The organism is Ferdinandcohnia sp. QZ13 (assembly GCF_031324165.1).
GTDB lineage: Bacteria > Bacillota > Bacilli > Bacillales > Bacillaceae_L > Ferdinandcohnia.
In genome coordinates this window covers 1,269,194-1,286,434 of record NZ_JAVIVW010000015.1, presented here as the reverse complement: position 1 = coordinate 1,286,434, position 17,241 = coordinate 1,269,194, and the positions used below count along the sequence as shown (strand labels likewise).

Here is a 17,241-nt window from a genome sequence, read left to right as displayed (position 1 = left end):
AACTATTTTACCGCATTAACGCAAAAAAAGGGGAGGGAAATTTTCCCCTCCCACCCGTATTATTTTTTACCAAATGAAATTTTGCCAACATTCGCTTTTGCGAAAATCACAGTTAAGATAAATGGAATGACAATCGCTACAAGCATCGCAATGAAGAACATGAACCAGTGACCAGCCTGGATGGATAAAATACCAGGAAGTCCACCAACCCCGATGGAGTTAGCCATAACGCCGCTACCCACTGAGATAATCGCAGCAACCATGGAACCAAGCATCGCAGCTAGGAATGGGAAGCCGTATTTTAAGTTAATACCAAACATTGCAGGCTCTGTTACACCAAGGTAACAAGAAATGCATGCTGGGATGGAAACTTGTTTTTCCTCTTCATTTTTACGATTAATATAAATCATCGCTAGAACGGCAGAACCTTGGGCAATATTAGATAATGCAATCATTGGCCATAGGTTTGTTCCGTTAAACTCACTCATCAATTGAAGGTCAATCGCATTTGTCATATGGTGTAAACCAGTGATAACAAGTGGTGCATAAGCAAATCCAAAGATAGCCGCAAATAACCAGCCAAAAGCTGAAGTTAAGCTAGTGTACACAACGTCAGAAATCCAAGAACCAATTGTCCAACCGATAGGTCCAAGAACAATATGAGCAATTAAAACAGTAGGAATTAGTGCAAAAAATGGAACAATAATCATTGAAATCGCATTTGGTGAAATCTTACGTAACCAACGCTCTAAATAAACAAGTACGAAACCAGCCAAGATAGCTGGGATAACCTGTGCTTGGTACCCAATCATTTCAACCTGTGCAAAGCCAAAATCCCAGACTGGAATATCTTCTGCGCCAGCAACTCCATATGCATTTAACAATTGTGGAGATACTAGTGTAATTCCTAGGACAATCCCGAGAACTTGTGAGGTTCCCATCTTCCGTGTAATAGACCAAGTGATTGCCACCGGTAGGAAGTGGAAGACCGCTTCACCGATTAACCAAAGGAATGCATGCACTCCTGCCCAAAACTGTGAAACCTCAACGATTGTTTTTGTACCGTCATCAAGTAATTTAATGTCCCCAATGACATTTCGGAAACCTAAAATCAGACCCCCAACAACAAGGGCTGGAATGAGCGGTGTAAAAATATCCGCTAAATGCCCCATCATACGTTGAAGCCAGTTCATATTTTGCTTTGCAGCAACCTTTGCTTCTTCCTTGCTTGTGCTATCAACACCAGCGTGCTTTACGAATTCATTATAAAAAGAAGCAACTTCATTACCAACAATGACTTGGAATTGACCGGCTTGTGTGAAAGTCCCTTTTACTAGCCCAATCTCTTCGATTTTTTCTATGTCGGCGTCTTTCGGATCGTTTAAAACGAAGCGCATTCTCGTTGCGCAATGTGTAACTGCTGCGATATTTTCTTTACCACCAATGTGGTCAAGCAATTCCTTCGCAGGATCAGTATACTTACTCATTGTTATTTCCCCCTTACTTCACAAGATGTCGAATCTTGTATATACATGTCGTGATTACGTTTTCAGTTTAACCTGTATATACAAGTATGTCAATTGTTTTATCTCATAATTTTTAGCTTCTTCGAATAAAGGATTTTTATGCCAAAACAGCTTTAGTATAACTTCCCACACGTCGCAAAAAATAACCAAGAAATCAAAATGGGAATGGAGTGTAAAAATGAAGGCTGTTACGTATCAAAATCCATATAAAGTTGAAGTCAAGGAAGTCGAGGATCCCAAAATCGTCAAAAAGGACGATGTCATTGTGCGTATTACCTCAACTGCGATTTGTGGTTCAGATCTCCATTTATATCAAGGGAATTTCCCACTGCCGGATGGCTATGTGATTGGACACGAGCCGATGGGGATTGTCGAAGAAGTAGGTCCTGAAGTCACTCATGTCAAAAAAGGCGATCGCGTGGTTATCCCTTTTACGGTTGCTTGTGGTAAATGCTACTATTGTGAACATGAACTAGAAAGCCAATGTGACAATGCAAATCCACATTATGATTCAGGTGGATACTTTGGCTATTCAGAAAAATTTGGTGACCATCCTGGAGGACAAGCAGAGTACTTAAGAGTTCCATTCGGAAACTTTACTCCTTTTAAAATACCTGAGTCGTGCGAATTAGATGACGAAGCCTTGCTTTTCCTTAGTGATGTCCTTCCAACTGCTTATTGGAGCGTAGTTAATGCTGGTGTAAAGGAAGGAGACACAGTGATTGTCCTAGGATGTGGTCCGGTAGGTTTGATGGCGCAAAAATTTGCCTGGATGAAAGGAGCAAAACGCGTCATCGCAATCGACTATATTGGCTATCGATTAGACCATGCGAAAGCGACAAATAAAGTAGAAGTTTTCGATTTTACAAAGCATGATGATATGGGCGAGCATTTAAAGGAAATTACGAGCGGTGGGGCCGATGTTGTCATTGATTGTGTGGGTATGGATGGAAAAAAATCTCCGCTTGAGTTCATTGAGCAAAAGCTAAAGCTACAAGGAGGAACACTTGGCCCCATTCAAATTTCCACGAAAGCTGTTCGAAAAGGCGGGACTGTTCACCTGACCGGAGTATACGGTGCGAACTATAACATGTTCCCACTCGGTGCTTTTTTCTCCCGTAACATCACCTTAAAAATGGGACAAGCTCCGGTTGTCCATTTCATGCCAGAGCTCTATAAAAAAATCGTCGACAAGGAATTCAATCCAACTGATATCATCACTCATAAGCTTTCCCTTGAGGAAGCAAGCCACGGCTATAAAATCTTTAACGGTCGCGACGATAATTGCATAAAGGTAGTTTTAAAACCATAAAGAACTTTTTCGACAAGTACTTCACTTGTCGATTTTTTCTTGATACGCCTTTCTGTTAAATTTAGTAAAATGGATGTAGTAAGGGATAGACCGGAGGGGATTGCGAATGTGGTACTATTGGTTCACGCTTATTTTTTGTTTGTCCATTGTTCTTATGGCCCTTATTATCATACCTAGGATAATCATAGCTTTAGGAATTGAAACCATACGTGAGAGATTGAATAAACCTCGGACAAAGAAAAGCGAAAAGGGCAAGCCATTTGAAAATGTTAAGTTTGTTATGCAATTTACTGGAGCACTCCTTGTCTTTGCCCTTGTTGCCACCTTTTTGGGATATATGAGCGTTCCATATCTACACGATTTTCCACATGTTATACAAAGAGAATATTCTTCCGAAGAAGGATATATTGATGATGTGTATGATCCAGGAAAAAGCTGGGATAACGAAGTTGAAGTTAATGGAGAATTGTTTTACTCAACTAAAATAAAAGAAAAACATGAAGGACGTTTTATGACGTTTGAGTATTTACCAAATACAAAGTTGATAGTTTCGTATAAATTATGGGAGTGAAGGTGATGTTTCGTTTGAAAAGTGGGAGTTTGGCTCTGATTTTATTGTGTGTCCTTTTATTAGTAGCCTGTGCCCCAAAAAGCGGAAAGAAGAATGTAGAGATTACATTAAAAGATTTAGAGCATGAATATATGGAAGAATTTGAGTTTATTGAAGTAGTTGGAGTGAATGATGAAGGGTATGATGTCCTTTTATTAGCCCCTAAGTCAAATCCTGATATACAATTTCATGCATACCTTTATCAAGGGGATGCGGGAGGACTACCGGTTATAGGAATGAATAATAATTATATGGATGTTGCGTTTCTTTATTATGCATCAGAACTATATGAAGAGCATTTTGGAATCTTGATTGATAAGGATAAGGCAATAAATGATTATTATTTTTTTCTCGAGAAAAACCAGTTTTCTGATATTCGGGACTTCAATGAGTATTTAGAAACAACCAATTTTGTAATTAAAGATGTAAATGAAAAAAATATGAAAGAGATGTCTGAAAAAATGGCAGGAGCTCTACTGGATTTTTTGGAAATCCATCCATTTAGTATGAGGAAAATTGACGGTGGCAGTGCTTATGATGTGTTTCGGGCGGAGCTTCCTTATGAGTTTACAGGAGAGAAATTTAATGAAGGTAATTTGTATAACTCAATATCTACCGGATCGGTTGTAAATGAGGTAAATCCTCAGCAAGCAGTTTACGAAGTGCTTCTTTGGCATAAAGAACAAAAAGAGAAACTACGGAAGAATAAAAGTGAGTAGCGTGTACTGATCTTTTCTGTATGTTGAGAGTGGTTACTCATTACAACAAGGGGGTCTAGTTCATGATAGGAGGTAATCTCAGTGGATAAAATGAATCTAAAACTGGCGATTCAGTTACGTCACGAATTACATATGCATCCCGAATTGTCCTATCAAGAGGTTTGGACGAAACAGCATTTAATGGACTTCCTTAAAAAACATACAACAAACTTAGAAATCATCGATAAGGGGAACTATTTTTATGCAAAATATACGGCCGGTGATGATAAACCAACTGTTGCATTTAGAGCCGATTTTGATGCCCTTCCCATTCCTGAAACCATTGACCTTCCATGGAAGTCTACTGTTCCGGGGGTTTCTCATAAATGTGGCCATGATGGACATTCTGCTACTCTAGCTGGATTTGCGCTTGAAGTGGATCAGAAGGGAGCCAATCAAAATATTATTTTCCTCTTCCAACACGCAGAGGAGACAGGTCAAGGAGCCATTGAATGCACAGAAGTAATAAAAGAAGAAAAAATAAATGAAATTTTTGGCTATCATAATATGTCAGGAATTGAGTACAATGCGGTGCATGTGATCGATGGTACAGCCCATTGTGCATCTAAAGGGATGTCCATTGAAATGAAGGGTTCACCAGCACACGCTAGTCAACCGGAGAATGGAATTAATCCATCCTTTGCAATTGCTAGAATCATAGAGGCTTTACCAGAGCTTACGTCTCCAGAACAGTACGAAGGTCTCGTTCTATGCACGGTTGTTCAGGTTGAGATTGGTGCGGAAAATTACGGGATTGCAGCCCATCAAGGTGTCCTGCGACTTACCATCCGTGCTGAAAAAGAAGCAGAATTAAAAATGCTTCAAAAAAAAATCGAAGACCTTGCATTAAAACTGGGGAAAGAGCAAGGCATTGGGGTTCACTTTTACGATCGGGATGAATTTCCGGAAACTGTCAATCATCAGGAATCGGTTGATAAAGTGCGAAAAGTGGCTGCCAAAAAGGGATTTTCATTACGTGAGCTAACCTCGCCGTACCGTGCATCAGAAGACTATGGCTACTATTTAAAACTTGTACCAGGTGCTTATTTCTATATTGGAAACGGTGAAGAGCATCCACCCATCCACACCTTTGAATATGATTTCCGCGATGAAATCATCGAAACTGGGGTAGAAATGTTTAAAGGAATCGTGGGGATGGAGTAATTGAACTTTTCCAAGGCCTATCCCCAAGAAAAAGGCATTAACTCTCGGAAGCTAATGCCTCAAGGGATTTGCCAACATTACCTATCAACATCCGGTGAAATTATAGTTTCTTTAAATCAGCGTTTAATATCCTAGCTTGTTTTTTGAAGTAAAGATAAAAGGCAGTCCAAAAGATTGCATAGACAATTACGGCGATGATGAGCGTTAATAAAACTCCTTTAAGTGTAAACGGAATCCATCCAATCGTAAGCGCCAAAATTAGGTAGAGGATTAGAACAGTTAAAAAGTGAAGGATCGTTTGCTGGTAAAGTTTCAATTGTCTAATTTCAAAGTACGAAGGGGCGACTGTAAAAAACCATCCGCAAAGAATTGAACCGATGGAGTTCTTGAGAAATAAGCTTCCTTCTATCGTTTCGATACCACCAAACAGGTATATTAAATTGGTGCTAAGCACCGCGACAAAGCTACCGAAGAAAATCCCTAACAAACTACGGAATAACATTTTTTTCAATCTCATTTCCTCCTATTCAATTTTAATGCGGCTTTTATGGACGGCACATAGGTGCGGGATACATATTCCTTTTTTCCGGATTTGAAATACACGCAGAGTGTCCCATTGAATGACGCTTCAAAACGGCTTAATTCATGCAAATTGGCAATCACCGATTTAGACAGACGGATAAATTTAGAAGAAGGAAGCAAAGCCTCGAGTTCATATAACTTTTCTTTTAAAATAAAAGAATCTGTCCCAGTTACGGCGACAACCTGTTCGTTTTCAGTATGAAAATAGTGAATATCAGCTGGTGTTAGAATATGCTGCATGTCACCCTTTCTTCCAATGATAAACGGGTGCTCTCTTTCGTGAATAAAATCAATTAGCTCCTTAATGTTTTCATCTAAATTCGGGGATTCGATGGTTACCTTCGCTTCTTTAAACGCTTTATCAATATTTACGAATAGCTTCAAATTTTTAGACACCTCATTTCAGATATAGGATAATCGTTCTTACTATCGACTCCTTCTTTTTCCATTGTACTGGGAATTCCCTTTAATGTCTGGATAATTCCGGTAAGTGGCAGATAATTGAGGGTAAGATGCTGAAAGAAACCAGTCACATTACTTGATGCCTCTTTTTTTAGTAGCTTCCTAGAAGGGAAATGTTTCAACCTTGTAGAATCTCTAGAGAAAAGGGGTGATTTTTTATGAAGAAAATATTACTCGTCATTTATGATTCTTTTTCAGAGTTTGAGATAACCGTGGCCACCGCCATGCTACGAGGGACATATGAGATCGTAACAGTTGCGGATTCGCTCAAAACAGTCACTGGTGAGTCAGGGCTTCAATTTGCACCTCACATGATGTTTCAACAGGTGGATGTAACAGAGTATGAGGGCATTATTATCCCTGGAGGAGACCTGATCAATGTGAAAGATGTGATGGAACTGTATGATTTAACGAAAACACTAAACGACCATCATAAACTAACTGCAGCTATATGCAGTGGTACATATGTGCTAGCAAAAGCGGGAGTACTTGAAGACAAACCATATACAGTCACTCTCCATCAGGAGCAGCGAAACTTTTTAGGCTGTTTTGAAGAGGAAAATTTTCGTTATGAACCAGTAGTGACGACTGAAAATGTGATCACCGCACAGGGCCATGCCTATGTTGACTTTGCACTTGCCATCGCAGAAAAGCTTGGAGCACTGAACCATCCCGATTTTACGAAAGAATTTTATAAAGGAGAACGGAATCGATTGATGGAAGAAGGGGTGAAATGAGCAGCTATGGACAATATCAAAGTTCAATAATAAACTTGTTTATCTTATTGTTCCCACCACTATATCTCATTCACGACATCGAAGAAATATTTACTGTGGAGCCATTTCTAATCGAGCATTCAGATATCATTCCGTTTCATGTTACAACGCTAGAGTTTGCAGTTGCTTTTTCGCTGCTATGGGTGATTGCATCGATTGGGTGTTATCAAACATCTCGAGAAAGGCGTTTCCTTGGAATGAAACCAGTAACGTATCTTTCGTTTTTAGTTCCAGGAATCATTTTGGCAAATGCTATCGGGCATGTCCTGCAATTTTTGTATTTCAAGGACTATGTGCCCGGAATGATCACCTCAATTTTGATTCTAATACCGTATTCATTTGTAACGGCAAGATTTTTGATTATGAATGGAAAAGTAACGGTAAAAAAACTAGTAACCTATTTTCTAATTGGGTTTGTGGTACAAGGTCCGCTTGCCTTATTGGCACATATCTTCTCTTCCTTTATAGTAGAATAAGAGATAGAAAGGGGGAACAGCCATGACAATCGAAATCAAGAATTTTTCAATTGGGCTACCTAAAAAAATGACGTACGGAAAAAATGAGGAAATAATAACCGCGATTCGTAAACAAGCTGTGGAAGAGGCATTTTTAACAAAAGACGGCTTCCGTGGAGATGGAGTTGCCGATTTAAAGCATCATGGTGGCCCTGACCGTGCTGTTTGTGTATATCCATTTGAACATTATTCACTGTGGGAAAGTGAATTTTTGGTTCAGTTTCCGCTTCCAACTTTCGGGGAAAACTTAACCCTTACGAATATGGAAGAGAAAGATGTGTGTATCGGCGACATTTATCAGATTGGGGACGCAGTTATCCAAATCACCCAAGGTCGTATTCCATGCAGCACCATTACAAAAAGAACAAACAACCCATATCTTCTAAAAATGATGGTCCAAACAGGATTTACTGGTTATTTGGCACGTGTTTTAAATGAGGGAATGGTACGAATGGACTCCACGATTTCGTTAGTAGAGAGAAACTCTAAGCAAGTCTCTATTCTGGAAGCGAATGAGATTTATTATAAAAAGCCAAGAGATATTGAGGGGATCCAAACGATTTTGGGAGTTGAAGAATTGGCGGTTGAGTGGAAAGAAATGTTGCATGAGCGGTTAACTCGATTAGAAGCTAGCCACTAATTTTTTGAAACCTTTTGTGGGAACATTCGTAAAAAGGAGATAACAAGTTCATTCGGGGAGTTGAAAGGATGAAAAACATATACTGTGACAGATGTTCCGCAGAAATCACAGATAAAAGCAATCTTGTTATCACAACGTATTTCCTCAGTGTCAGGGCTTATCATGATCGGTGTTATTCAAAATCGTTAAAAGGCTGGGAAACGGTGTTTGTCGGGAATGAGCCAATAAACGGAACTTCCGGAAACGTTAAAGCGATTCTTGGATTTGTTTTGGCTATGATTCTATTTCTAACAAGTAGTTTATATTCGCTTATAGGTATTGTTGCCCTATACCTTCCGCTAATGCGATTGTATGCTTGGTACAATATTGAACGACATCTAGAGTAGTGTATGGGGGAGTTAATCCTGAGAGGATTAGCGCTCTTATTAAGGGGGAGTTTAATGAAATACAAAAAGACAATCATTCTTATAGGGGGCGTTATTCTTTTATTTTTTCTATTTAAAAAGGATCTGTGGGAGAAGAATGAAGACATGCTTCGGGAGAACGTCCTAAAGATTGGACAATCCGTCGAAACAGTTGAATTAACCGAAGTCACGCCGTTTGAATGGGATACGGTTTATTCTTTTAGTCCATACACTCCGAAGAATGAAATCTATGAAACTGTCGGGTACAAATGGGACCGCATTCAAGAAACCGTGAATGAGGGAATGAATCAAATCGTGTTTCTTCAGGATGGAAAAGTAGTTTGCTATGTTTATGGATACCCGACTAACAACAGGTATGGAATTTATTACTCAGGGGATGTTACCTCGGGGGGAGCAACTGTTTTAAATAGTAGCGAAGACCTGAAGTTTCAGGTAAAGCGGGAAGATGATGTTGTTTATTTAATAAAAGAGTAATAGTTATGTAGTGAAAACTCGAACTAGGAGATTAGTCAGGGCAAATGGTCTTCATAAGGTAGATGAAGACCTAAACGAGCAGTCTGCTTCGTGGAAAAGGTCTTCATAAGATAGATGAAGACCTAAACGAGTTGCTTAATCCGTGGAAAAAGTCTTCATAAGGTCGATGAAAACCCAAACGAGCAGGTTGGTCCGTGGAAAAGGTCATCATAAGGTCGATGAAAACCTAAACGAGCAGCCTGGTCCGTGGAAAATGTCTTCATAAGATAGATGAAGACCCAAACGAAGAGTCCAGCCCGTGGAAAAAGTATTCATAAGCTCGATGAACACCCAAACAAGCCACCAAGTCCATGGAAAAGTCCTTCATCCTCAAAAAAACAATCTTGAAAAAGGTGCCCACATGCGAAGATTGATAGAATTCCTTTTATTTTTACCTACATATTTAAATAAAAAGAAACTTCACGCCCAACTAACTGGAAAAACCATCGTCATCACTGGTGCGAGTTCAGGAATAGGAAAAGAGGTGGCTTATCAATTAGCTGGCATCCAGTGTCATCTAATCCTAGTCGCGAGAAGAGGAGAACTGCTCGAAACCATTAAACATACAATCGAAAAGCAAACAACCAAGGTGAGTATCATCCAAGCGGATCTTAGAAAAGAGGATGAGCTCAACAACTTGCTAGCCATTTTACACAATCAACCAACTATAGATATCTTCATCAATAACGCCGGTCTCTCCATAAGACGCTCTATCTATGATTCTCTTGATCGATATCACGATTTTACAAGAACAATGGCGATTAACTACTTTGCCCCCGTAAAAATAATGTTATCCATTATTCCGGCACTACAAAAAAGCCAAGGACAGGTTATCAATGTATCGACTGTTAACACAAGATTAGCACCAGTTCCATATTTCGCGGCCTATCAGGCATCGAAATCAGCATTTGATGTATGGTTAAGATCGGTTGCACCTGAATTAAACAAAGATGCTATTGCTTCCATTTATTTACCACTAGTCCGGACACCCATGATTGAACCAACGGAAGGGTATCGAAATACGCCCGCAATGACGTCACACGATGCTGCAAAAATCATCTGTAAATCAATGTACACTCGTAAGAAAAAGTATCAACCGTGGTGGCTTATTTTTGGACAACTGGTCTCCATTTTCCTAACGAATTTAAGAGATTTTTCAAAGAAGGGAAAGCAAAATGATTAAACTTTTTTATGTGTTATATAAAATAAAACTGCTTTCTCCCATGGGTTTGTACCGCTTATTCACGTCGGTCATTACATGCGGTATCAATTTGATGACACTCTTACATTTTGCAGAAAAGAAATACTCCAACAGAATTGCACTCGTAGACGACCATGAAACACTCACTTACAAACAGCTCCTAGACCAATCGACGAAACTAGCTCAGTCTCTGGTAGAAAAAGCCGACCTACAAGTTGGACAGAAAGTCGGTATTTTATGTAAAAACCATGCCTCACTCGTAAAAACGATTTTTGCTGTGTCTAGAGTGGGTGCAGACCTCTATCTATTAAACACGGAAATTAGCAAACAACAGTTCAACGGTTTTGCAGAGCGGCACAGTTTCGACCTTATCATCTATGATGCTGAATTGAGTCCCATCATTGATAACTATTCTAAACCAAAAATACTAAGCTATCATCCTGACCTACAGGCTATCAATAACTTTCTAAACTCAAAGACAAACCAAGTAGCCTTGTCACGTACCACTAAAGGAAAAATCGTACTGCAAACCAGCGGTACAACGGGAATGTCTAAGGATGCGGCACATCAACCGTCACTTTTTCATTATTTACATCCATTTGTGGCATTTATTAAGCGATTGCGGATTTTGGATTATCACAATGCGTTCATTGCAACCCCAATTTATCATGGATATGGGATTGCTGTTCTACTGTTATTCATACCGTTAGGAAAAAAGGTAGTCATCACCAGCGGATTCAATGCGAAAAAAGCATGCGAAATCATAAACGATCAACAAATCGAGTCCGTCACTGTTGTCCCACTAATGCTCCAAAAAATGCTGCAGACCAACCATGAACATTTAAAATCGCTCAAATGTATCGCATCAGGAGGTGCAAAGCTGCCAACAAAGATTATTGATGAGACGTTTCAAAAACTAGGTCCAATCTTATACAATTTGTACGGCACCTCAGAATCAGGCTTGAACTTCATTGCCACCCCGCAGGATTTAATGTATTCGGCGACAACCATCGGTAAAAAGATAGATGGGCTTAAAATTAGAATCTTAGATTCCAACAAAACTGAAGTTTCAAGGGGGACAATCGGTCAACTCCATATTAAAAATGATTGGTCCATTCGAAAGGACATTTGGGTTGGAACAGGAGACGCTGGCTATCGTGACAAAAATGGTTATTATTTTTTGTGTGGAAGAATGGACGAAATGGTCATTTCAGGCGGAGAAAATGTTTACCCAGTTGAAGTTGAACAAGTCCTCAACCAGCACCCTCACATTCTAGACGTTGCGATTATTGGAATCGACGATGAGCAATTTGGCCAACGCTTGAAAGCAATTGTTGTTCCAGAAAAAAATACAAGCCTAACAGAAGAAGAATTACGAGAGTGGCTCCGCCCTAGGTTAGCTAGATTTCAGCTCCCAAAAGAAATCTCAATAGTTGACCATCTCCCCTATACACCTCTAGGCAAACTTGATAAAAAACAACTAGAAATAGACAAATAAAAGACTTTTTAGAAATGATATGCTAGCTGTAGTGTTGTGGTTAATAGTAAAGGAATTTGGCACATCAATGTCGAATTCTTACAGATATTGTTAACTAAAGATTACGCTTTTGGGAGGGTATATAAAAATGAAAACGCTATTTCGATATAACTGGCAGGTTAGAGATGATTGGTTTACATGGTGCGAAGATGTACCTGAAGCGGAATTACTTAAGAAACGGGTTGGTGGGGTCGGCAGTATCCTGCACACCCTATTTCATATCGCGGAGGTAGAACGAAGTTGGATTCACCTTTTGAGAACACAACGAGATCCAGGAGAACCACCATTTGAGGATTACGCTAGCTTGGAAAAAGTGAAAGTTCTATCCAACCAGTTTCATAAAGAAATTGAACCGTTTATTATGTCTTGGTCAAATGAAATGGACTCAGAACCCGTTACCATTACCTATCCTAATGGCCAAAGTGAAACCTTTAAGCAAGGCGAAATCATGCGGCATGTTATAGCTCATGAAATACACCACATTGGTCAGTTGTCCGTGTGGGCGAGAGAACTTGGACGGGAACCTGTGACAGCAAATGTAATCTCTAGAGGGCTTTTCGAATAATAAGCAATAGTCTCTCAAGGAAGAGGAAGAGTTCAAAATGAGGTGTGTGAAATAAAAAAAATATTTATGTTATTTGCGTTTTTAAGTGTAATGATTGGATGCCAAAACAAAGAAGTTTCCACAGATTTTAAGAAAGTTGAGAGATTAGTAGAAGAGATCCAAATCTTGAAAGATGAAGCCATGGAAACAGAAAAGGAATTAGAGGCATTACGGGATATTGAAAGACAATACAAGTACCAATTCACAAACACCCCATACATTAACATGAATACATCTTTCTTTTTTTATGATTTACAGAACGAAAATGTGGAAAGGTTGAATGAACATACCTCTGATGAACTTCGTTTCGAAAAAAAGAATGGTGAAATATATGCGATAACACAAAGTTATGAAAGAAAAGTCACTTATAATACGGATAATCAGACCTTAGAAAGTTGGTATATCGAAGGGATTTCATTTGAACCTATGGATAATAGAGCAGAAGTAACAATTCGTCCACATTATAGTGGGGAAAGTGTTGCGGTTCTGGAAGCTAGATACTTCAATTTAACCTTCGTAAAGATAAATGAAGATTGGTATCTCCAGGATATAGCCTTGTAATGGATATCATTCTTTTGGAAGAAATCTTACAGTTAGAGTGTGGATGAAACAAGACATAGATAAATGTTAGGTATGTATCGTTAGAAAAAGGGAGATAAAATGGATACCAATATGACGATTAAAGAAATGCAGAATTACATAAAGGAGAGGGACTATAAACCTGAACTAAAAAATGCCTACTTTCAAAAGTTAATTGAAGAAGTAGGTGAGCTCGCAGAAGTATTACGTAAGGATATACGAATGGAACAACAAGGCACCATTAAAGGCACAATTGAAGAAGAACTATACGATGTTCTGTACTATGTGATTGGATTAGCAAATATTTATAATATTGATTTAGAAGAGTGTTTTCGCCTAAAGGAAGAATTCAATAAAGAAAAATATAAATAAGTGATCGGCGCAAGATAGTGAAAGTTTTGAAGAAGGACAGGATATAGTCCAATTATTGATCTATACAAAAAATAATATAAGCAAAAATGCGTCCCTATTTAATAGAGACGTATTTTTTATCTATAAAGGGTAATTCTTCAATCAGGTGTAAAAAAGCCATATTGTCAGCTTTTGTTGTATGGCTGCAATGTGTTTTGGTAAGTAAGAAATAACTAAGATGCGGGTTTGTTATGAAAAAAATTGTCAAAGGAGTAAAATATGAAATTAGATTTACATGTTATCAAAAAGATAAAAGGAATGGCAATGGAGGGGATTTACGGGAAACTCCTTCATATATACAACAATAATGGCGAACTTATTTTACACTGCTCGAAGCCACTTATCAGATTCCAAACATCTCATGTAAACATGGATGAAAGATTTTGGCTTTTTGAATGGGAAGAGCTAGAAACTGGGGAAAATATCCTTATATTGAATGAACAAGGAGAACCAGATTCACTTGAATATGAAGTGATTGATAGTCTTAATGAGAAGTATTTAATTCCTGCTTCAAGCTACTCTACAAGTAAAAACTTAATTAAAAAAGTATGGGGCTATGGTTTTAGTGAATTGAAGGAGGAAAAATTAACCTCGGTTGTTTTAGAATTAGAAGATTCATTTATTCATATAGAAGCTTCACCAGCTATTGAAATCAGGATTACTAAAGAGAAGCCTAATATTCATTGGACTCTATTGGTATCATCATAATAAGGAAATCTATCTTCATATCAATTATTTTTTCCTTTTCATTGACTAGTTGTATAAATTTGTATACCAAAAGGAGATCTATTGTAATGAAACAAATTAACAGTTACATTGATTCAATTTTTTATAATCAAGATGACATTTTGGAAGAGGTTCTGGTTTCTATAAGAGAGAATGGTATGCGATCAATTTCAGTATCTCCTTCTACTGGGAAGTTTCTTACGTTACTAGTATCAATTTCAGGAGCAACAAATGTTCTTGAGATTGGAGCGCTTGGGGGCTATAGTGGGATTTGTCTTGCTAAAGGGTTCGGTAAAGAAGGAAGATTAACCTCACTTGAATTAGTAGAGAACTACGCAGAGTTAGCGTCTAGGAATTTATCTAAAGCAGGTTTTGGTGACCAAGTTTCCTATATGGTAGGACCGGCATTGCAAAATCTTGAACACCTAATTAACACCAATAAACGATTTGATTTTTTCTTTATCGATGCAGATAAAGAAAACTATGAAAACTATCTGAATTACTGTATTAAACTTTCAGAAAATGATGCTCTAATTGTTTGTGATAATGTACTTGCGAGAGGGACAGTCGCAGACGAGCAAGCTGAACCAAGCCGACATACTGAATTTATGAAAAAATTCAATACTACTGTTGCTAACCAACCTCAATTAGAATCTGTACTTATTCCAATCGGTGATGGGCTGGTTGTTTCAAAAATAAAAAAATTGGTCTAGCATAGAGGAATGGCTGAAAGAGCGAAAATAAGGTCATTAAATGATAGTCTTTATTTTAGGCTGTTTTCGTAAACTTTGTTGTTTTTGGAAAAGATTGTGCGAAGAAAAATAGTAATTATTGACCTTCCTGTGATTTCAGCGGATGGTACGAGATCCTCGAAAATGCTGGCATTTTCTTCGTGCGGTGAAGTTTCTAGGAAGCAAACTCAACGTCCTGCGGGAATAGCGAGCCAAGCGAGACCAATTAATGTTCGAAGCCTAAGAGCGCCACGTCCTGTGGCAACGGCTTCGTGACCTACATCGTGTAGGCCTGAGGAGGCTTGCGGATCGCCCGCGGAAAGCGAGTACCAGAAGCGGAAATCACCCTATGTTTTAAAAGCAACAATCTTTTAGAAATGATCCTTATTTTAAGAATATCATACTAACAAGCAGCATAGTGGAAAAGAAAGGGTGTTTTTATTGGCAAAGGGGTTGCTCCATCATATTGAAATATATGTATCAGATTTAAAAAGGACAGTCGATTTTTGGGGTTGGTTTCTTGAAGAATTAGGCTACACTCCGTTTCAAGATTGGAAAAGTGGACGAAGTTGGAAAATGGATGACACATACATCGTTTTTGTACAAACAGAGGACAGGTTTTTAGATATTCCGTATCATAGATGCCGGGTAGGTCTTAATCACTTGGCGTTTCATGCAAGTTCACGTCAGCACGTGGATGAAATGACAAGTAAATTAAAAGAAAAAGGAATCAACATTCTTTATTCAAAAAAGCACCCTTTTGCTGGGGGAGATGACCACTATGCTGTTTATTTTGAAGACCCAGATCGAATAAAAGTAGAACTTGTGGCTCCTCAATAGTTTTTTAGGGTCAGGGGCTATAGACAAAAAAGAAGCATGCACTTTTTTGTTGAAATTTCACAATTTAATTAGCACGGAAAGGGTGAACCAATATGTATATACCCAAACAGTTTAAAATCGAGGATGAAAGCACGATTTATGAGTTTATAGAAAACTATAGCTTCGCGACTTTAGTTTCTATGCACGAAGGAGAACCTTACGCTACGCATCTTCCACTCGTATTAAACAAATATGAACATGCTTTGTACGGTCATTTTGCACGTCCAAATGAGCAATGGAAGGATGTCGAAAACCAACAAATTCTTGTTATTTTTCAAGGTCCTCATTGTTATATTTCTCCTTCTTGGTACGAAACAATGAAAGCAGTACCTACATGGAATTATGTATCAATCCATGTATATGGAAAGATGGAGATTATAAAAAATCAAGAAGTAATACTTGATTCCTTAAATGATATGGTAAAAAAATATGAAAGTCCTGATAGTCCATACAATTTAAGTGATGTAGACCCCAACTTTATCGAAGGAATGAACAAGGGGATTGTAGCATTTAGAATCAACATTACAAAAATAGAAGCAAAGGCTAAATTAAGTCAAAATCATCCTGTAGAACGACAAGAGTTAATAATAAAACAATTAGAAAACACTTCCCACCAAGAAAATCTTCAAATAGCATCGTTAATGAAGAAAAATCTACAAAAGTAAAGGAAATACGATTTGATTTTGAATAGGTTAGTCTTCGGTAGCGGTAGTCCAATTACGGATTATCGCTTTTTTTGGTAAATTAAGCGGATTAGCTTTATAAAAAAGTTAGGCTAGTATGGTGGAACCATATGAGGAGGTGAAAGGAGTAAAAAGAAAAAGGTATGAAAATGGTGTCACCAATGAAATAAGTGTGCAGGCTGACGTAGGACACCTCTTTAGGAAATTAATGAATTTGATACTTTTTAAAAGCATTTAATAGACGATCGAGTTCTTGACTACATTTTAGGGTTTCACTGTTTAACATCCCATTTAAAGCAGCAAGACGAATCATTTCATCTCTTTTTCGGACTATTGATAATATAAGAAATTCCCTATTAAGTTGTGTGCTTTCTTGTAACAATTTTTACACCTCTTTATTAATTTAAAGCTTTACTTAAAACAAACCCAAACAATATTATGCAAAATTCTTAACAAAAAGAAAAGACCTTCGACAAAATAAGTCAAAAGAAGCTAAAAAGAATGTGACAAAAATTTAACGAAAATAACTTCCTCTTTACGAAAGATTCATTCTGGGATAGGGAATCCAAGTTTTTTGCTTGTGATTCGTTTTTAAATTTCCGCTATA

Annotated in this window: 22 protein-coding genes; 18 read left to right on the top strand and 4 right to left on the bottom strand. The window is 38.1% G+C overall.

The window, feature by feature from the left end; translation table 11 throughout:
- Window positions 1–59 precede the first annotated feature (59 nt).
- Window positions 60–1,487, bottom strand: a complete 1,428-nt coding sequence (treP, locus tag RGU12_RS20430; RefSeq protein ID WP_309537687.1) for a PTS system trehalose-specific EIIBC component — start codon at window positions 1,485–1,487, stop codon at window positions 60–62.
- A gap of 217 nt (window positions 1,488–1,704) precedes the next feature.
- On the opposite strand from treP, the gene RGU12_RS20425 reads away from it, so the two are divergent.
- The 4 genes from RGU12_RS20425 (at window position 1,705) to RGU12_RS20410 (ending at window position 5,370) form a co-directional block, all read left to right on the top strand.
- On the top strand, window positions 1,705–2,838 hold the full coding sequence (locus tag RGU12_RS20425; RefSeq protein WP_309537686.1) for a zinc-dependent alcohol dehydrogenase: 1,134 nt from the start codon (window positions 1,705–1,707) through the stop codon (window positions 2,836–2,838).
- Between the two features lie 106 nt (window positions 2,839–2,944).
- The gene (locus tag RGU12_RS20420) at window positions 2,945–3,409 is read left to right on the top strand and encodes a hypothetical protein (protein ID WP_309537685.1); all 465 of its coding nucleotides are present in this window, start codon (window positions 2,945–2,947) and stop codon (window positions 3,407–3,409) included.
- A 5-nt stretch (window positions 3,410–3,414) separates the two neighbouring features.
- A complete protein-coding gene (locus RGU12_RS20415) occupies window positions 3,415–4,167 on the top strand; it encodes a hypothetical protein (protein ID WP_309537684.1) in 753 nt (250 codons plus the stop codon).
- A gap of 90 nt (window positions 4,168–4,257) precedes the next feature.
- Complete coding sequence (locus tag RGU12_RS20410; RefSeq protein WP_309538303.1) at window positions 4,258–5,370, top strand: M20 metallopeptidase family protein; 1,113 nt, start codon at window positions 4,258–4,260, stop codon at window positions 5,368–5,370.
- A gap of 100 nt (window positions 5,371–5,470) precedes the next feature.
- Here RGU12_RS20410 and RGU12_RS20405 read toward each other — a convergent pair whose 3' ends face one another.
- Together RGU12_RS20405 and RGU12_RS20400 are read right to left on the bottom strand one after the other, a co-directional pair.
- Window positions 5,471–5,872 (bottom strand): DUF3021 domain-containing protein, encoded by a 402-nt coding sequence (locus tag RGU12_RS20405; RefSeq protein WP_396232413.1) that lies wholly within the window; start codon window positions 5,870–5,872, stop codon window positions 5,471–5,473.
- 11 nt (window positions 5,873–5,883) lie between these two features.
- Complete coding sequence (locus RGU12_RS20400) at window positions 5,884–6,336, bottom strand: LytTR family DNA-binding domain-containing protein (RefSeq protein WP_309537682.1); 453 nt, start codon at window positions 6,334–6,336, stop codon at window positions 5,884–5,886.
- 236 nt (window positions 6,337–6,572) lie between these two features.
- On the opposite strand from RGU12_RS20400, the gene RGU12_RS20395 reads away from it, so the two are divergent.
- From RGU12_RS20395 to RGU12_RS20330, 14 genes are all read left to right on the top strand, one after another.
- On the top strand, window positions 6,573–7,151 hold the full coding sequence (locus tag RGU12_RS20395) for a DJ-1/PfpI family protein (RefSeq protein WP_309537681.1): 579 nt from the start codon (window positions 6,573–6,575) through the stop codon (window positions 7,149–7,151).
- Window positions 7,148–7,666, top strand: a complete 519-nt coding sequence (locus tag RGU12_RS20390) for an HXXEE domain-containing protein (RefSeq protein WP_309537680.1) — start codon at window positions 7,148–7,150, stop codon at window positions 7,664–7,666. Before RGU12_RS20395 ends, RGU12_RS20390 begins: the two co-directional genes overlap by 4 nt.
- Window positions 7,667–7,688: 22 nt before the next feature.
- Window positions 7,689–8,345, top strand: coding sequence for an MOSC domain-containing protein (locus RGU12_RS20385; RefSeq protein ID WP_309537679.1), 657 nt, complete (start codon window positions 7,689–7,691; stop codon window positions 8,343–8,345).
- Between the two features lie 68 nt (window positions 8,346–8,413).
- On the top strand, window positions 8,414–8,731 hold the full coding sequence (locus RGU12_RS20380) for a hypothetical protein (protein WP_309537678.1): 318 nt from the start codon (window positions 8,414–8,416) through the stop codon (window positions 8,729–8,731).
- Between the two features lie 54 nt (window positions 8,732–8,785).
- On the top strand, window positions 8,786–9,244 hold the full coding sequence (locus tag RGU12_RS20375; RefSeq protein WP_309537677.1) for a hypothetical protein: 459 nt from the start codon (window positions 8,786–8,788) through the stop codon (window positions 9,242–9,244).
- 298 nt (window positions 9,245–9,542) lie between these two features.
- Window positions 9,543–10,466 carry an SDR family NAD(P)-dependent oxidoreductase gene (locus tag RGU12_RS20370; RefSeq protein ID WP_309537676.1) on the top strand — a complete coding sequence of 308 codons (924 nt, stop codon included), beginning with the start codon at window positions 9,543–9,545 and terminating at the stop codon, window positions 10,464–10,466.
- Window positions 10,459–11,982 carry an AMP-binding protein gene (locus tag RGU12_RS20365; protein ID WP_309537675.1) on the top strand — a complete coding sequence of 508 codons (1,524 nt, stop codon included), beginning with the start codon at window positions 10,459–10,461 and terminating at the stop codon, window positions 11,980–11,982. The genes RGU12_RS20370 and RGU12_RS20365 overlap by 8 nt, the downstream gene beginning before the upstream one ends.
- A 127-nt stretch (window positions 11,983–12,109) precedes the next feature.
- Window positions 12,110–12,586: a DinB family protein gene (locus tag RGU12_RS20360; protein WP_309537674.1), complete on the top strand. Its 477-nt coding sequence runs from the start codon at window positions 12,110–12,112 to the stop codon at window positions 12,584–12,586.
- Window positions 12,587–12,628: 42 nt separating this feature from the next.
- Window positions 12,629–13,186: a hypothetical protein gene (locus RGU12_RS20355; RefSeq protein ID WP_309537673.1), complete on the top strand. Its 558-nt coding sequence runs from the start codon at window positions 12,629–12,631 to the stop codon at window positions 13,184–13,186.
- A gap of 99 nt (window positions 13,187–13,285) precedes the next feature.
- The gene (locus tag RGU12_RS20350) at window positions 13,286–13,576 is read left to right on the top strand and encodes a MazG nucleotide pyrophosphohydrolase domain-containing protein (RefSeq protein WP_309537672.1); all 291 of its coding nucleotides are present in this window, start codon (window positions 13,286–13,288) and stop codon (window positions 13,574–13,576) included.
- A 258-nt stretch (window positions 13,577–13,834) separates the two neighbouring features.
- A complete protein-coding gene (locus RGU12_RS20345; RefSeq protein ID WP_309537671.1) occupies window positions 13,835–14,323 on the top strand; it encodes a hypothetical protein in 489 nt (162 codons plus the stop codon).
- Window positions 14,324–14,409: 86 nt separating this feature from the next.
- Entirely contained in the window at window positions 14,410–15,054 is a 645-nt protein-coding gene (locus RGU12_RS20340; RefSeq protein WP_309537670.1) for an O-methyltransferase, read from the top strand.
- Window positions 15,055–15,513: 459 nt separating this feature from the next.
- Entirely contained in the window at window positions 15,514–15,912 is a 399-nt protein-coding gene (locus RGU12_RS20335; RefSeq protein ID WP_309537669.1) for a VOC family protein, read from the top strand.
- Window positions 15,913–16,004: 92 nt separating this feature from the next.
- Complete coding sequence (locus RGU12_RS20330) at window positions 16,005–16,616, top strand: FMN-binding negative transcriptional regulator (protein ID WP_309537668.1); 612 nt, start codon at window positions 16,005–16,007, stop codon at window positions 16,614–16,616.
- A 223-nt stretch (window positions 16,617–16,839) separates the two neighbouring features.
- Here the strand turns inward: RGU12_RS20330 and RGU12_RS20325 are convergent, their stop codons facing one another.
- Window positions 16,840–17,016 (bottom strand): aspartyl-phosphate phosphatase Spo0E family protein, encoded by a 177-nt coding sequence (locus RGU12_RS20325; protein WP_309537667.1) that lies wholly within the window; start codon window positions 17,014–17,016, stop codon window positions 16,840–16,842.
- Window positions 17,017–17,241: the final 225 nt, after the last annotated feature.

Coding starts and splice junctions, on each gene's coding strand:
- RGU12_RS20365 (WP_309537675.1), top strand. CDS start 10,459: ATGATTAAACTTTTTTATGTGTTATATAAAATAAAACTGCTTTCTCCC.
- RGU12_RS20380 (WP_309537678.1), top strand. CDS start 8,414: ATGAAAAACATATACTGTGACAGATGTTCCGCAGAAATCACAGATAAA.
- RGU12_RS20425 (WP_309537686.1), top strand. CDS start 1,705: ATGAAGGCTGTTACGTATCAAAATCCATATAAAGTTGAAGTCAAGGAA.
- RGU12_RS20330 (WP_309537668.1), top strand. CDS start 16,005: ATGTATATACCCAAACAGTTTAAAATCGAGGATGAAAGCACGATTTAT.
- RGU12_RS20390 (WP_309537680.1), top strand. CDS start 7,148: ATGAGCAGCTATGGACAATATCAAAGTTCAATAATAAACTTGTTTATC.
- RGU12_RS20410 (WP_309538303.1), top strand. CDS start 4,258: ATGAATCTAAAACTGGCGATTCAGTTACGTCACGAATTACATATGCAT.
- RGU12_RS20415 (WP_309537684.1), top strand. CDS start 3,415: ATGTTTCGTTTGAAAAGTGGGAGTTTGGCTCTGATTTTATTGTGTGTC.
- RGU12_RS20360 (WP_309537674.1), top strand. CDS start 12,110: ATGAAAACGCTATTTCGATATAACTGGCAGGTTAGAGATGATTGGTTT.
- RGU12_RS20350 (WP_309537672.1), top strand. CDS start 13,286: ATGGATACCAATATGACGATTAAAGAAATGCAGAATTACATAAAGGAG.
- RGU12_RS20375 (WP_309537677.1), top strand. CDS start 8,786: ATGAAATACAAAAAGACAATCATTCTTATAGGGGGCGTTATTCTTTTA.
- treP (WP_309537687.1), bottom strand. CDS start 1,487: ATGAGTAAGTATACTGATCCTGCGAAGGAATTGCTTGACCACATTGGT.
- RGU12_RS20405 (WP_396232413.1), bottom strand. CDS start 5,872: ATGTTATTCCGTAGTTTGTTAGGGATTTTCTTCGGTAGCTTTGTCGCG.
- RGU12_RS20345 (WP_309537671.1), top strand. CDS start 13,835: ATGAAATTAGATTTACATGTTATCAAAAAGATAAAAGGAATGGCAATG.
- RGU12_RS20395 (WP_309537681.1), top strand. CDS start 6,573: ATGAAGAAAATATTACTCGTCATTTATGATTCTTTTTCAGAGTTTGAG.
- RGU12_RS20420 (WP_309537685.1), top strand. CDS start 2,945: ATGTGGTACTATTGGTTCACGCTTATTTTTTGTTTGTCCATTGTTCTT.
- RGU12_RS20385 (WP_309537679.1), top strand. CDS start 7,689: ATGACAATCGAAATCAAGAATTTTTCAATTGGGCTACCTAAAAAAATG.
- RGU12_RS20340 (WP_309537670.1), top strand. CDS start 14,410: ATGAAACAAATTAACAGTTACATTGATTCAATTTTTTATAATCAAGAT.